This is a genomic window from Kitasatospora sp. NPDC088391, from assembly GCF_044753345.1.
GTDB lineage: Bacteria > Actinomycetota > Actinomycetes > Streptomycetales > Streptomycetaceae > Kitasatospora.
On record NZ_JBIVNB010000001.1, the window covers coordinates 657634 to 670131 of the forward strand.

Sequence of the window (12498 nt, forward strand, 5' to 3'; positions counted from 1 at the left end):
ACGGACGACCGAATGAAGATCACCCGGACACTGCCCCGAGCCGCGCCCCTCAGCCCTCCGCGGCGGCGGAACGCCAGGCGAGCGCGCCTTCCCCGTCGACCGCGGCGGTCCGGGGCTCCTCCGCACCACCGAGCGCCGCGTGCCCCAGCAGCACCGGCGCCCCGGCCTCCAACGCGTGCGCGACGTCGCGCAGCATCGCCGCCACCGAGCCCCACTGCGGAACGTCCAGGACCCAGCTCTCGTGGTCCCACCGGAACACCGCGCCGTGGGTGCCACCGGGGCGCAGGTCGACGAACAGCCCGTCGCCACCGGGGTCCGACGCGATCGGCAGGAACTCCGGCAGGAAACGGTCCTCGACCCGCCCGGCCCCACCGGACCCGTCCCCTTCCCGCTCCTGCTGCTCCCGCCACTCCTGCTCCTGCTCGGCGACCAGCAGCCAGACCCCGCGGGTATCCAGCGACTCCTCCAGCGGGACCGGGGCGAACGCCTGCGGAATCCAGTCGCCCCTGGTGACGCCGGGCAGCAGCCACCAGGCGCGCAGATCGGCGGGCAGGGGCAGGCCGAGCTCCGCCTCGAGCGCGTCCAGGCGGGCCGCGTCCGCCGCCGCCCGCACCGGGCCCTGCCGGGTGTGCGCGGCGAGCCAGCCGCCGATCCGCTGCCAGGAGTCCGGGACGTCGTGATCAATCGTTGTCATGCCGGGCAGTCTGCCGCGCCGGGACGACAGCCGACGGAACCGCGCGGCACGTGTCGGCAGGCGTCGGCAGGTGTCGGCGGGTGTCGGGCCCCTCCCCCGCGGGCGGCCGGGCTGACGCCCCGTCAAACACCCCGCGACCTGCGCCGCGCCGCCCGGTCGGGCCTCCCGGGGGTGACCCCGTCGCGCGTCCGCCGGGCGCCGATGATGAACTGTGACCGTGAGCAACGATCAGCAGAGCACCGAACCCCCGCTGCCCGGGACGGCCGTCGACCGCCGCCCCGCCCCGGTGGTCCGCTGCCGGCGCTGCCACCGCCCGCTGCACTCCCCCGAGTCGCGCTGGGAGAAGCTCGGCCGCCACTGCGCCGACGCCCCCGAACGCACCCGTGTCTACGTCATCGACCAGGACTGCCTGCCGGGCACCTGACCCGCCCCGGCCGCCCCGTCACCCGTTGCCCGCCCGGTGCGCCGTCCGGACCGCCGCGTACGCCGCCACCGTCGCCCCGATCCCGGCCAGCAGACCGCCGATCGCCGCGACCAGCGCCACCAGCCCGTTCGAGTCGCCACCCGCCACCTGCACCGGAGGCGCGGTGACCGTCGCGGTCGCACCGACCGTCGCCGTCGCCGTCACGGTCGTGGTCGCGGTCACCGTGGTGGTCGCGGTCACCGTTGCCGCCGGAACGACCTGACCGGCGGCCGGCGACAGGCCCGGAGAGGCCGCCGCCGAGGGCGGCGGCGCCGTCACGGTCACCGTGACGACGGGAGCCGGGCTCCGCATCGCGGCAGACGGGGAAATGGAGGCAGAGGGCGTGGGCGCGGGAGTGGCGGACGGCGAGAGCGTCGCCGAGGGGGACGGCGCGGGCGACGGCTTGCGGTCCGTCGAGTCGTGCGGGTAGATCACGCCGCACCACATCAGAATCTCCAGCGTCAGCGCGGCGAGGAACAGCAGGCCCGCCACGACCGCCCGTCCGCCCTCGCTGTCGCTCACCAGGGACGCACACGCGATGCCGAGCCCCAGCACGGCCAGTCCGAGCAGGATCTCCAGCGCGAGCCGCCCGCCCATCGGCCAGGCCGCCCAGAGCACGAGGGCGTCGAACAGCACGAACGCCATGGGGATCAGGGCGCCGGGGACGTTCTCGTCGTCCGGCCCGGTACTGATCATGTCGGCGATCATGATCAGCGCGTACCAGAGGGCCACCAGGGCCACCACCTGGACCAGGCACACCAACAGGATCTCCACCCACCCCATGGCCGAAGGCTAGCGGGGCCAACCAGGCAGGCACAGAAGGAAACTGACAAACAATCAGATTCGGTCCGCCCCCGCCCGCGCGCCCCGGACGTCCGCCACCGCGCAGCCCGGCACCGTCACCGGGTGCAGCGGCGGGCCGTCCCACCCGGCGCGCCGCTCCCGGTCGATCGACGCGCCGTCGAGGACCGCCCGGTGGACGGCGCGGGCCAGCCGGGAGCCCCAGTGCGAGCGCGGGCCGCCGAACGGCTCGGGCGGTTCGTCGGCGGTCGGGGTGCGGACCGCGACGCAGACCGCGTCGGACGGGGTGCCCGAGCAGTCCAGGCCCGCGTCCAGCAGCGCCTGCACCTTGGCCTCGGTCGCGGTGGCCAGCAGGTTGACCAGCCCGGCGTCCGAGACCGGGGCCGGGACGACCGCGAGGATGTTGACCGTGCCCGGCACGTACGGGGCCACCGGCCCCGCAGCGGGCACCGGGGCGGCCGGGGCGGCCGGGGCGGCCGGGGCGGCGGCCCAGGTCGGGACGCCCAGGCCGGTGGTGACCAGGGCCTGCACACCGCCGTCCGCGGACCGGGTGCAGTGGTCGACCTCGGCGGCCGTCATCAGGCCCACGCCCGGGCCCGACAGGCCCTGCGCGGCGGTGAGTTCGGCCAGGTGCGCCGCCGGGTCCATCCGCCCGTACCCGGCCCGGACCTGCGCGTTCAGCACCCACTCCCGCTCGCCCAGGCCGCCGCCGAGGACGCCCGAGGAGACCATCCGCCAGCCCGGCCCGGCCCGCCACACCAGCAGGTGCCGGCAGGCCCCGTCCTCGATCCGCCCGGCCCGCCGCACCGCCATCGGGAACCCGTCCACGCCCGTCACCTCCACCGGTCCGCGCCGCGGCCGCCGTCCCGTCCGCGATCTTCGCCGACCACCCAACCACACCGGTGCGCGCGGGGATTCGCGGCGGCCCGCACCGATGCGGCAGAGTGTCCGCCATGACCCCGCAGCCCGCCGCGCCGTCCGCTCCCGCCTCCCGCGCCCCCGCGGCCGGTGCGCGCCGCCGACCGGTGCAGCAGCGCAGCCAGGAGCGGTACGAGCGCCTGCTGGACGCCTGCGCGGGCCTGCTCGACGAGGTCGGGACGGCGGGGCTGACCACCAAGGAGGTGGCGCTGCGCGCCGAGGTGCCGATCGGCACCCTGTACCAGTTCTTCGCCGGCAAGGAGGGCCTGCTGGCCGCCCTCGCCGAACGGAACCTGGCCCGCTTCCTGGACGGGCTGACCCGCCGGGTCGCGGCCGCCGGGCACCCGGACGTGGCCGGGTTCACCGACCTCGCGGTCGAGGAGTTCGTGGCGATGAAGCGCACCGTCGCCGGGTTCGGCCACCTCGACTTCGGCCTGGTCGACGCCGTGCCCGCCGAGGTCGACGACCTGCACCTGCTGGACGCCGAACTCGACAACAACGCGGCCGTCGCCGTCCGGCTGCGCACGATCGGCGGCGGACTGTTCGCCGCGCCCGGCTACGCGCTGGCCCTGCGGGTCGCGATGGAGTGCGCGGACGCCGTGCTGAAGCTGGCGTTCCGGGCCGACCCGGACGGCGACCCGGCGCTGATCGGCGAATGCAAGCGCCTGGTGTGCAGCTACCTCGCCGAGGTCCCCGCCGCCGACTGACCCCCGCCCCGCCCGTACCGTGGCCCGACACGCCGACGCCGTCCACCGTTGCCACGCCCGGGGCCCCGCCGCACAGTGGAAGGAGCACGGGAAGGGCAGCCCCTTCCGCCCCACCGGTCGACAGGGAGCAGCAGCGATGCACGCCACCGCAGGAGACCACGTCCACATGTTCAGCAGGTCCGTCGGCATGCCCGACCGCCGGGGCGAGATCCTGGAGGTCCGCGGCGCCGACGGCCGACCGCCGTACCTGGTCCGCTTCGAGGACGGCCACCAGGGCCTCGTCCACCCCGGCCCCGACTGCCTGGTGGAGCACCACACCGGCACCGGCACCGGCACCGGCACCGAGCAGCGCTGACCCGGGCGCCGCACCCGCCGTACCCGACCCGCCGCACCTGACCCGTCCGATCCGTCCGACCTGCCCGAAGCCCCCGCCGCCGACGCGCCCGACGCACCCGACCCGAGGAGCAGCCGCCCTTGGCCACGCCCCTGCCCGGCCCGCTGGCCCAGCTCGCCCCGCTGCTCGACGACTACGGGTACCTCGCGGTCGGGGTGCTGGTGTTCCTCGACAACTGCGTGCTCCCGGTGCCCGGCCAGACCATCCTGGTGCTGGCGGCGGTGTACGCGGGCGCGGGACAGCTCTCGCTGCCGGTCCTGCTGCTGGTCGCGGTGACGGCGGCGACCGCCGGCGACGCGCTGGCGTACGTGATCGGCCGGACCGGCGGCCTGGCGCTCGTCCACCGCTGGGGCCGGTACGTCCGGCTCACCCCGGAACGGATGGAGCGCGCCGACTCGTTCTTCCGCCGCCGCGGCGGGCTGGTCGTCACCGGCGCCCGCTTCGTCGACGGGCTGCGGCAGACCAACGGCCTGGTCGCGGGCACCACCGGGATGCCGTGGCGCCGCTTCATGCTGGCCAACGCGGTCGGCGCGGCCCTCTGGGCGGGGGTGTGGACGGCCGTCGGGTACTTCGCGGGCAGCAACATCGACACCCTGTACCGGCAGGCCGTCCGCTACCAGGTACTGCTGTTCGCGGTGGTCGCCGCGCTGGTGCTGCTGCTGGCCGTCCGGGCCTGGCTGCGCCGCCGCCGCCGTCGCCCGCCCCGGGACGGCGCGGCCCGCATCCCGCACCAGGACGACGGGGGCGGCGGCAGCAGCGGGAACGGCACGGACGATGCCGCGGACGGGGGCGGCCCCGGGTCGCCGCCCGCCGCCGACTGACGTCCACTCTTCGGCAACCCGCCCTCACCGCACCACACTTGACGGACCGTCAGCGGAGCGAGATCACCTCGAACGCGGCGGCGAACCGGGTGCCCAGGCGGGCGCCCGCCTCCCGGCCCATCGACTCCAGGAACTCGGCGGCGTTGGCCATCTCGCCCCCGAGGCCCGCCAGGTAGGCCCGGTGGGCCTCCAGCGAGACCACGCCCGCGGCGAAGGTGTCGGTGATGTCGACGGCGTGCAGCCCGTCGGGCGAACCGGCCGCCCAGAGCTCGCGGACGCCGTTCCACGGGCGGTGGCCCTCGGCGGTCAGCTCGGGGAACACCCAGCGGTTGCCCGCGTCGCGGACGGCGTCCAGCGCCGCCCGGCCGACCGCGATGTGGTCGGCCTGGTTGGGGAAGGTGCCGCCGTAGGTGTCGCGGAAGTTGGTGGTGATCACGATGTCGGGCCGGTGCCGGCGGATCGCCCGGGACAGGTCGCGGCGCAGCGGCAGGCCGTACTCCACGATGCCGTCCGGGTAGCCGAGGAACTCGACGGTGTCGACGCCGACCGCCGCCGCGGACTCGACCTGCTCGCGCTCCCGGACCGGGCGGCACTGGGCGGGGTCCATGCCGTCGATGCCGGCCTCGCCGCTGGTGACCATCAGGTAGGAGATCCGCTTGCCCTGGCCGGTCCAGCGGGCGACGGCGGCGGCCGCGCCGTACTCCATGTCGTCGGGGTGGGCGACCACGGCGAGCGCGCTCTCCCAGTCCTCGTCCAGCGGCAGGTAGAGGGCCGGTGCGGACGGGGCCGCTGCGGTGGAGTCGTTCATGGTGCTGCCTCTCGTTCTCGTCCGACCTCGCCCACAGCCGCCCGCAGCCGCTCGGGGCCACCGGGGCCGCCCGGCGGGGTGCCGCGCCCCGGGGCGGGGCGCGGCGGGGGTCAACGCGCGGTGCGGATCGAGTAGTTGAAGTCGGCGTGGCCGTAGTGGCGCATCAGGCGCAGCCAGAACGGCATCAGCATCTCCAGGCTGCGGGCGGCGTCGATGCCGCCCAGGTCGAGGATGTCCTCGGCGGGCCAGCCGAACTCCACCAGCAGCGCCTTGACCTGGGCCTTGGCGTCCGCGTCCTGGCCGGCCACGAAGAGCTGGTGCGGGCCGGGGACGCTGCCGGGGTCGACCATGATCGCGTTGTTCACGGTGTTCAGCGCCTTGACGACCCGGGTCTCCGGCAGGGCCCGCTGCAGCTGCTCGCCGACGCTGTCGTCGTTGACCGGATTGAGGGTGACCTCGCCCTCGGGGGAGAACACCAGCGGGTTGGACACGTCCAGCAGGGTCTTGCCCGCCAGCCGCTCCGGGCCGGCCAGCTCGACGGCGGCGAGCGAGACCGTGCCGCTGGTGGCGTTGACGACCAGCTCGCCGAACTCGGCGGCCTCGGCGAAGGTGCCCGCGTGGGCGCCCTCGCCGGCGCGCTGCGCCCAGTCCAGGGCGGCCGGGTTGTCCTTGCCGCGCGAGCCCAGGGTCACCTCGTGGCCGAGCGAGACCAGCTTGCTGCCCAGGGTCTGCCCGACCGTTCCGGTGCCGATGATTCCGATCCGCATTGTTCCTGCTCCATCCCCACGTCAGATCGACGAACTCGAACGCACCCTAGCCGAGTGCGTCCTGACGAGTGATCAACTCTCCGGGGGCCGATGTTCTTCCCCGGCCGCGCCGACCGGGGCCGGGGGCGGGCCGCGCCCTCTCCCGGGCCGGGCTCCGTCTTCTCTCCACGGTAACCCCGGAGGACTGCCCGGAGCAGCGGGAAAGCGCTTGCCAAACTGCCGTCCGACCCGTTGACGCCCCCTTCGGAAAGCGCTTACCGTCAGCCCACGGAAAGCGCTTTCCCGCCCCTTCGCCCCGCCCCACCCCGCCCCATCCCTCCCCCACCCCCCGGAGACGTCGTGCCCCTGCCCGCACTGTCCCGCCGCCACCTGCTCCAGGCCACCACCGCCGGCGCCCTCGCGCTGGCCGCCACCAGCACCCTCGCCGGACCGGCGTCCGCCGCCGACCCCGACCCGTACGACGCGTTGCGGCTGCGCTGGCTGGCGCTGCTCACCGGGACGGGCTTCGACCCGGCGGCCGAGCCGTTCGCCGGGGCGCTGCGGGCGCTGGGCGACCGGGCGCGGGCGCAGCAGCAGACGATGGCCCCGGCGGCGGGTTCGCTCTGGCCGGACCTGCCGCTGGGGTCGGTGTCGGCGAACATCACCGGCAGTTTCGTCCGGCTGCGCACGATGGCGCTGGCCTGGGCGCAGCCGGGGACGGGCCTGACCGCTGACGCGGCGCTGGGCGCGGCGGTGCTGGCGGGCCTGGACCACCTGGTGGCGACGGCGTACACGGCGACCGCGACGGCGTACGACAACTGGTGGGACTGGCAGATCGGTTCGCCGCAGGCGCTGCTGGACGCGGCGGTGCTGGTGTTCCCGTTGCTGTCGGCGGCGCAGTCGGCGTCGTACGGGGCGGCGGTGGACCGTTCGGTGCCGGATTCGCGGGTGGCGGCGTACTCGGGGACGAGCACGGGCGCGAACCGGGTGGACCTGTGCCGGGTGCTGGCGCTGCGCGGGGTGCTGGGCCGGAGTTCGGCGAAGCTGGCGCTGGCGGCGGGGGCGCTGTCGCCGGTGTTCCCGTTCGTGCTGGCGGGGGACGGCCTGTACCGGGACGGTTCGTTCGTGCAGCACACCTGGGTGCCGTACACGGGTTCGTACGGGGAGGTGCTGCTGGGCGGGTTGAGCCGGTTGTTCGCGCTGCTGGCGGGGTCGGCGTGGGCGGTGTCGGACCCGCAGCGGCAGAACGTGTTCGACGCGGTGGACGCGGCGTACGCGCCGTTCCTGTTCAACGGCCTGGTGATGGACGCGGTGAGCGGGCGGGCGATCAGTCGGGGCGTGCAGCGTTCGGACCTGTTGAAGCTGCAGCAGGACGACCACGGGCGCGGGCACACGATCATCGGGCACGTGCTGCGGCTGGCGGAGTCGGGGGCGGCCCCGGCGGGGCAGTCGGCGGCGTGGCGGGCGGCGGTGAAGGGCTGGATCGCCCGGGACGTGTACCGCCCGTACCTGTCGGACGCGGCCGTGGACGTGCCCGAACTGGCGCGGGCGCAGGCCCTGTTGGCGAACGGCGGGGTGGTGGCGGCGCCGGAGCCGCCGGGGGTGCGGGTGTTCGCGATGGACCGGGCGGTGGTGCGTCGGGCGGGCTGGGCGGCGGCGGTGTCGATGTGTTCGGCGCGGACGACGTTCTACGAGACCGGCAACGGGGAGAACCTGCGGGGCTGGCACACGAACAGCGGTCTGCTGTCGTGGTGGAACGCGACGAGCGGCAACGGCCAGTACTCGGACGCGTTCTGGCCGACGGTGGACCCGTACCGGCTGCCGGGGACCACGGTGTCGACGAAGCGGCTGGCGGACGGGGCGGGCGGCGCGTGGGGTGCGGCCCGGCCGGACACGGTGTGGGCGGGCGGGGCGACGGACGGCCGGTACGCGGCGGTCGGGCAGGCGGTGCGGGGGTTGTCCTCGACGCTGTCGGGCCGCAAGTCCTGGTTCCTGCTGGACGATTCGGTGGTCTGCCTGGGCGCGGGCCTGTCCTGCGCGGACGGGGTGCCGGTGGAGACGGTGGTGGACAACCGGAACCTGGGGGCGGCGGGCACGCACGCGCTGACGGTGGACGGGGTGGTGCAGCCGGCGACGCTGGGCTGGTCGCAGCAGTTCACGGGGGCACGGTCGGTGGCGCTGGCGGGTTTCGGCGGGTACGTGTTCCCGGGCGGCGCGAACGTGCGGGCGCTGCGGGAGGCGCGCAGCGGGAGCTGGCACGACGTCAACTCCGGTGGCACGACCGACGTGTTGACGCGCCGGTACGTGACGCTCTGGTTCGACCACGGGACGGACCCGGCGGGTGCCTCGTACTCCTACCTGCTGCTGCCGGGGGCGGACGCGGCGGCGACGGCGGCCCGGGCGGCCGCGCCGACGGTCACGGTGCTCGCCAACTCGGCTTCGGTGCAGGCGGTTTCGGACGCGGCTTCGGGGGTGGTGGCGGCGAACTTCCACGCGGCGGGGAGTGTCGGCGGGATCACCGTGTCGGCGCCGTGCTCGGTGCTGGTGCGGGAGGCGGGCGGGGTGCTGACGGTGTCGGTGGCCGATCCGGCGCGGACGGTGGCGGCGGTGCGGGTGACGGTGGACCGTCCGGGGTACCTGTCGGCGGACCCGGCGGAGGGCGTGGCGGTGCTGGCGGCGGGCCCGTCGGTGCAGTTGCTGGCCGAGTTGGGCGGCACCCAGGGGGCGTCCCGGACGGTGACGCTCCGTCCGTCCGGTCCGGCGGTGGGCGGGTCGGCGGTGCTGCTGTCGCCCGTCCAGGACACGTACGTGCGGGACGGCTCGTACGCGGACGCCAACTACGGGACGGCGTCGGTGCTGACGGTGAAGGAGACCGGGACGTCGGGGTCGGGGTACGCGCGGCGGGCGCTGCTGGGGTTCGACACCTCGGCGTTGGCGGGGCCGGTGCGGCGGGCGGTGCTGTGGGTGCGCGGGGCGGTCGCGGACTCGGGCGGCACCGAGACGGACCTGCAGGCGTTCGGGACGGGCACGGCGGCCTGGCAGGAGACGGCGGCGACCTGGAACCGCTGCCCGGCGCCGGGGGCCGCGCTCGGCACGGGGCGGATCTCCGGGACGGCGGACTGGGTGGGGCTGGACGTGACGGCGGCGGTGGTGGCGGCGCCGCTGCTGACCCTGACGGTCGGTGAGCCGGCGGGCCGGGCGGGTCTGGCCGTGAACCTGAACAGCCGGGAGAACGCGGCCTTCCCGCCACTGCTGGAGGTGGTCACGGGCTGACCGGCGGCCGACGGGGGCGGGCCGTGGTTTTCCAGGTCTCCACTCTACCGGCCCGCCCCCGCAGGAACGGGTATTCGAAGGACCTGGGCGTGCCGCGGTCCGTCCGCGCTAGCGTCCTCCCCCGTCACCCCGTACACCGACCTCCCGGGAGATCCCGCCATGACCGTCCGGCCGCCGCTGCCGCACGAATTCCTCCGCCCCGTACCGTCGTTCACCGTCACCGGTGACCAACTGTCGGAGGGCGCCGACCTGTTGCCGGAGCAGACGTACGAAGGAGGCAACGTCTCGCCGCAGTTGGCCTGGTCCGGTTTTCCGGCGGAGACCCGGAGCTTCGCCGTCACCTGCTTCGACCCGGACGCCCCCACCGGCAGCGGCTGGTGGCACTGGCTCCTGTTCGACCTCCCCGCCGACTGCACCGCCCTGCCCGCCGGCGCGGGCACCGTCCCCTTCCCCGGCCTGCCCGCGAAGGCCGTGCACGGCCGCAACGACTACGGCACCAACGACTTCGGCGGCGCCGCCCCGCCCCCGGGCCACGGCCCGCACCGCTACGTCTTCACCGTCCACGCCCTCGCCGTCGACACCCTCGGCCTGTCCCCCGACACCCCGGCCGCCGCCATCGGCGGCACCCTCGCCTTCCACGCCCTGGCCCGCGCCACCCTCTGCGCCCGCCACGAAACCCCCTGAGTGCCCAGGTCGTTCTGTGTCACGGGGCGGACTCCTTGTCGAGGTGCCGGAGAATGCCGGTGATCCAGGAGGGCCTGGTGGTGTGCCAGCTGAACCGGTAGCCGTTGGTTCCGAGGTAGGGCGTGGTGAGGACGTGGTGGAACTCGCACCATGCGGCGAACTCGCGCCAGGAGCATCCGGGCAGGCCGCGCCGACGGGGGTGGTGGTTGTAGGTGTCCACGGCCCGGCGGACGGTGTCGTCGGACAGCGGGCCGGTGGTCATGGCGGTGCTGACGACGAGCTTGGCGAGGTCGTAGCCGAACGGTGCGAGGGTGAGGGAGTCGAAGTCGATGACGGCCACATCGGCGTCGGCGATGAGGAAGTTGCGCGGGTTGGCGTCCTTGTAGAAGGCGGCCGGCATGGCCGCGGCCCGCTTCAGCCAGTCGTCGGCGGCCTCGGGCGTCAGGGCCGGCTCCGGCACGGTGCCGGAGGCCAGGAGCTGGTGCAGGCGTTCGCGGCGGCCGTCGGCGAAACCGGTGATGGTGATGGTGTCGTGGGTGTGCGGCGTGTCGAGGCGGGCTGCGTGCAGCTCGCGGGTGTGGGCGCTGGTGTGCTGGTGCCCGAGGAGGTTGGCCAAAGCCACCAGGTCGTCGGGACCGCCGTGTCGTCCTTCGAGGTGCTCGAAGTCGATCTCGGTGGAGCGGACTTGGACGATCCGGGGGATGCGCACGTCGGGGTTGGCACGGGCGATCCACCGGTGGTGGGCCAGGGATTGCTGCTGGGCCCGGGCGCTCAGGTACGTCTTGGTGAAGGTCTTCATCGGCGGGCGGCCACGGCGTAGGTGACGGTGGAGGTGGTCTCCAGCGGGCCGTTGCCGACGGTCTCCCGAAGCCGGTGGGCGATCTCCTCGACGTCACCACCGAGTCGGTACTTCGGGTTGGTGGCCGCGTACTCCGCGATGTGGTCGGCGTCGGCGAAGCGGAAGCGGTGCTCGTGGTGGACGACCTGCTGCACGTCGAGGCAGGTGGCGACGATGTCGGCCTGGTTGTGGCTGTGGAAGGTCTCGTACAGGCTCGGCCGGCTGGTGGCCTCGGGGTCGAGGCCGCTGGCGACGATCACCTCGTCCAGCGCGCGGTAGCTGTCGGGCGACTTGGTGACGGTGATCGACAGCCCGCCGGGCGCCAGGCAGCGGGCGATCTCGGCGATCGCCGTCGCCGGCCGGGGCGAGTGGTAGAGACAGAACGCGGCCACCGCGACGGCCACGGAGGCGTTGGGCAGGTCGATGGCGTGGAAGTCGCCGCGCAGGAACTCCACGCCCAGGCGGCCGGTGAGCCGGCTCCGGGCCTCGGCGAGGAGGGCGGTGGACTGGTCGAAGGCGATGAGTCTCGGCGGGGCGAGCCGCTCGGCCAGGGCGAGCGTGGTCGTGCCGCGTCCGCAGCCGATGTCGAGGACGGTACCGCGCAGGCCGGTGGCGGCGAGGTCGGCGACGACGGTGGCGGGGTGGGGACCGGCGGTCTTGGCACGGGACAGCACGCCGGTTCGTTGGGCGATGCGGCCCGCGTCGGCGTACAGGTCGTGGCGGACGCGGTCGGTGTCGAGGAACGGGTTGGCGGTCATGGACAGGTGGAGCCTTCCCGGTGCGAAGTGGGTCAGGTCATGTCTGTGGAGGGGTGGCGGCGACGAAGCGGCGGGCGGCCCGGCGGCTGGTGAGGGTGACCACGCGGGCGTGGCCGGCGTGCTCGGCGATCAGCGCGCGGACCTTGGGCCGCATCTGGCGCCGGTAGCCGAGGATGTAGCGGACGAAGCTCCAGGTGATGCGGTCGAAGACGCCCTGGGAGGTGTGCTGGCCACCGCGGTAGCGCCAACGTCGCTGCAGGATGCCGAGCAGGCAGACGACCGGGGGAATGTCGAGGAAGATGACGGTGTCGGCCCGCTTGAGGCGGATCGGGAGGGTGGAGGCGTAGTTCCCGTCGATCACCCAGCGGGGTCGGGCGACGAGATCCTCCTGGAGAGCAGCGAACTTCTCCTGCGGCAGCGGGTTCCAGTCGGCGTCGTAGTAGACGCCGTCGAGGTGGGTCAGAGGGGCGTTGATCAGTTCGGCGAGCTGGCGTCCGACGACGGTCTTGCCGCTGCCGCCGCAGCCCATGATGGCGATCCTGTCCATGCCGCTACAGGCTACCGAGCCGTGCGACGGCACGGTCCCCGACTTG

14 protein-coding genes are annotated in these 12498 nt (G+C 74.7%); 6 read left to right on the top strand and 8 right to left on the bottom strand.

Translation table 11 applies throughout. The annotated features are described in order from the left end of the window. Positions 1 to 49: 49 nt before the first annotated feature. On the bottom strand, positions 50 to 694 hold the full coding sequence (locus ACIQBJ_RS02805; protein ID WP_400702328.1) for an SMI1/KNR4 family protein: 645 nt from the start codon (positions 692 to 694) through the stop codon (positions 50 to 52). Positions 695 to 911: 217 nt separating this feature from the next. Between ACIQBJ_RS02805 and ACIQBJ_RS02810 the strand changes: the two genes are divergently transcribed. Beyond that, on the top strand, positions 912 to 1118 hold the full coding sequence (locus ACIQBJ_RS02810) for a DUF6011 domain-containing protein (protein ID WP_400702331.1): 207 nt from the start codon (positions 912 to 914) through the stop codon (positions 1116 to 1118). An 18-nt stretch (positions 1119 to 1136) separates the two neighbouring features. Here the strand turns inward: ACIQBJ_RS02810 and ACIQBJ_RS02815 are convergent, their stop codons facing one another. After that, complete coding sequence (locus ACIQBJ_RS02815; RefSeq protein ID WP_400702334.1) at positions 1137 to 1940, bottom strand: hypothetical protein; 804 nt, start codon at positions 1938 to 1940, stop codon at positions 1137 to 1139. A 54-nt stretch (positions 1941 to 1994) separates the two neighbouring features. Further along, positions 1995 to 2771, bottom strand: coding sequence for an adenosylcobinamide amidohydrolase (locus ACIQBJ_RS02820; protein WP_400703465.1), 777 nt, complete (start codon positions 2769 to 2771; stop codon positions 1995 to 1997). 140 nt (positions 2772 to 2911) lie between these two features. On the opposite strand from ACIQBJ_RS02820, the gene ACIQBJ_RS02825 reads away from it, so the two are divergent. The 3 genes from ACIQBJ_RS02825 to ACIQBJ_RS02835 all read left to right on the top strand — a co-directional run bounded on the left by ACIQBJ_RS02825 (position 2912) and on the right by ACIQBJ_RS02835 (position 4798). Beyond that, positions 2912 to 3583, top strand: coding sequence for a TetR/AcrR family transcriptional regulator (locus tag ACIQBJ_RS02825; protein ID WP_400702337.1), 672 nt, complete (start codon positions 2912 to 2914; stop codon positions 3581 to 3583). A gap of 136 nt (positions 3584 to 3719) precedes the next feature. Next, complete coding sequence (locus ACIQBJ_RS02830) at positions 3720 to 3938, top strand: DUF1918 domain-containing protein (RefSeq protein WP_400702340.1); 219 nt, start codon at positions 3720 to 3722, stop codon at positions 3936 to 3938. A gap of 119 nt (positions 3939 to 4057) precedes the next feature. Then, positions 4058 to 4798: a DedA family protein gene (locus ACIQBJ_RS02835; RefSeq protein WP_400702343.1), complete on the top strand. Its 741-nt coding sequence runs from the start codon at positions 4058 to 4060 to the stop codon at positions 4796 to 4798. A gap of 49 nt (positions 4799 to 4847) precedes the next feature. On the opposite strand, the gene ACIQBJ_RS02840 is transcribed toward ACIQBJ_RS02835, so the two are convergent. After that, entirely contained in the window at positions 4848 to 5606 is a 759-nt protein-coding gene (locus ACIQBJ_RS02840) for a PIG-L deacetylase family protein (protein WP_400702346.1), read from the bottom strand. A 110-nt stretch (positions 5607 to 5716) separates the two neighbouring features. Beyond that, positions 5717 to 6373 carry an NADPH-dependent F420 reductase gene (locus tag ACIQBJ_RS02845; RefSeq protein WP_400702349.1) on the bottom strand — a complete coding sequence of 219 codons (657 nt, stop codon included), beginning with the start codon at positions 6371 to 6373 and terminating at the stop codon, positions 5717 to 5719. Between the two features lie 339 nt (positions 6374 to 6712). Between ACIQBJ_RS02845 and ACIQBJ_RS02850 the strand changes: the two genes are divergently transcribed. After that, a complete protein-coding gene (locus ACIQBJ_RS02850; RefSeq protein WP_400702352.1) occupies positions 6713 to 9625 on the top strand; it encodes a polysaccharide lyase family 8 super-sandwich domain-containing protein in 2913 nt (970 codons plus the stop codon). Between the two features lie 159 nt (positions 9626 to 9784). Then, on the top strand, positions 9785 to 10309 hold the full coding sequence (locus ACIQBJ_RS02855) for a YbhB/YbcL family Raf kinase inhibitor-like protein (protein ID WP_400702355.1): 525 nt from the start codon (positions 9785 to 9787) through the stop codon (positions 10307 to 10309). 19 nt (positions 10310 to 10328) lie between these two features. Here the strand turns inward: ACIQBJ_RS02855 and ACIQBJ_RS02860 are convergent, their stop codons facing one another. From ACIQBJ_RS02860 to ACIQBJ_RS02870, 3 genes are read right to left on the bottom strand one after another with little or no spacing between them, the layout of a single operon-like run. Further along, complete coding sequence (locus ACIQBJ_RS02860) at positions 10329 to 11108, bottom strand: aminoglycoside phosphotransferase family protein (RefSeq protein ID WP_400702358.1); 780 nt, start codon at positions 11106 to 11108, stop codon at positions 10329 to 10331. Beyond that, positions 11105 to 11905, bottom strand: coding sequence for a class I SAM-dependent methyltransferase (locus tag ACIQBJ_RS02865; protein ID WP_400702361.1), 801 nt, complete (start codon positions 11903 to 11905; stop codon positions 11105 to 11107). Before ACIQBJ_RS02865 ends, ACIQBJ_RS02860 begins: the two co-directional genes overlap by 4 nt. A gap of 37 nt (positions 11906 to 11942) precedes the next feature. Next, positions 11943 to 12452 (bottom strand): topology modulation protein, encoded by a 510-nt coding sequence (locus ACIQBJ_RS02870; protein WP_400702364.1) that lies wholly within the window; start codon positions 12450 to 12452, stop codon positions 11943 to 11945. Between the last annotated feature and the right edge of the window lie 46 nt (positions 12453 to 12498).

What these genes read in the sequence shown, in the direction of transcription:
- ACIQBJ_RS02805 (WP_400702328.1), bottom strand. Translation starts at nt 694, where the DNA reads ATGACAACGATTGATCACGACGTCCCGGACTCCTGGCAGCGGATCGGC.
- ACIQBJ_RS02815 (WP_400702334.1), bottom strand. Translation starts at nt 1,940, where the DNA reads ATGGGGTGGGTGGAGATCCTGTTGGTGTGCCTGGTCCAGGTGGTGGCC.
- ACIQBJ_RS02820 (WP_400703465.1), bottom strand. Translation starts at nt 2,771, where the DNA reads ATGGCGGTGCGGCGGGCCGGGCGGATCGAGGACGGGGCCTGCCGGCAC.
- ACIQBJ_RS02825 (WP_400702337.1), top strand. Translation starts at nt 2,912, where the DNA reads ATGACCCCGCAGCCCGCCGCGCCGTCCGCTCCCGCCTCCCGCGCCCCC.
- ACIQBJ_RS02830 (WP_400702340.1), top strand. Translation starts at nt 3,720, where the DNA reads ATGCACGCCACCGCAGGAGACCACGTCCACATGTTCAGCAGGTCCGTC.
- ACIQBJ_RS02840 (WP_400702346.1), bottom strand. Translation starts at nt 5,606, where the DNA reads ATGAACGACTCCACCGCAGCGGCCCCGTCCGCACCGGCCCTCTACCTG.
- ACIQBJ_RS02845 (WP_400702349.1), bottom strand. Translation starts at nt 6,373, where the DNA reads ATGCGGATCGGAATCATCGGCACCGGAACGGTCGGGCAGACCCTGGGC.
- ACIQBJ_RS02855 (WP_400702355.1), top strand. Translation starts at nt 9,785, where the DNA reads ATGACCGTCCGGCCGCCGCTGCCGCACGAATTCCTCCGCCCCGTACCG.
- ACIQBJ_RS02860 (WP_400702358.1), bottom strand. Translation starts at nt 11,108, where the DNA reads ATGAAGACCTTCACCAAGACGTACCTGAGCGCCCGGGCCCAGCAGCAA.
- ACIQBJ_RS02865 (WP_400702361.1), bottom strand. Translation starts at nt 11,905, where the DNA reads ATGACCGCCAACCCGTTCCTCGACACCGACCGCGTCCGCCACGACCTG.
- ACIQBJ_RS02870 (WP_400702364.1), bottom strand. Translation starts at nt 12,452, where the DNA reads ATGGACAGGATCGCCATCATGGGCTGCGGCGGCAGCGGCAAGACCGTC.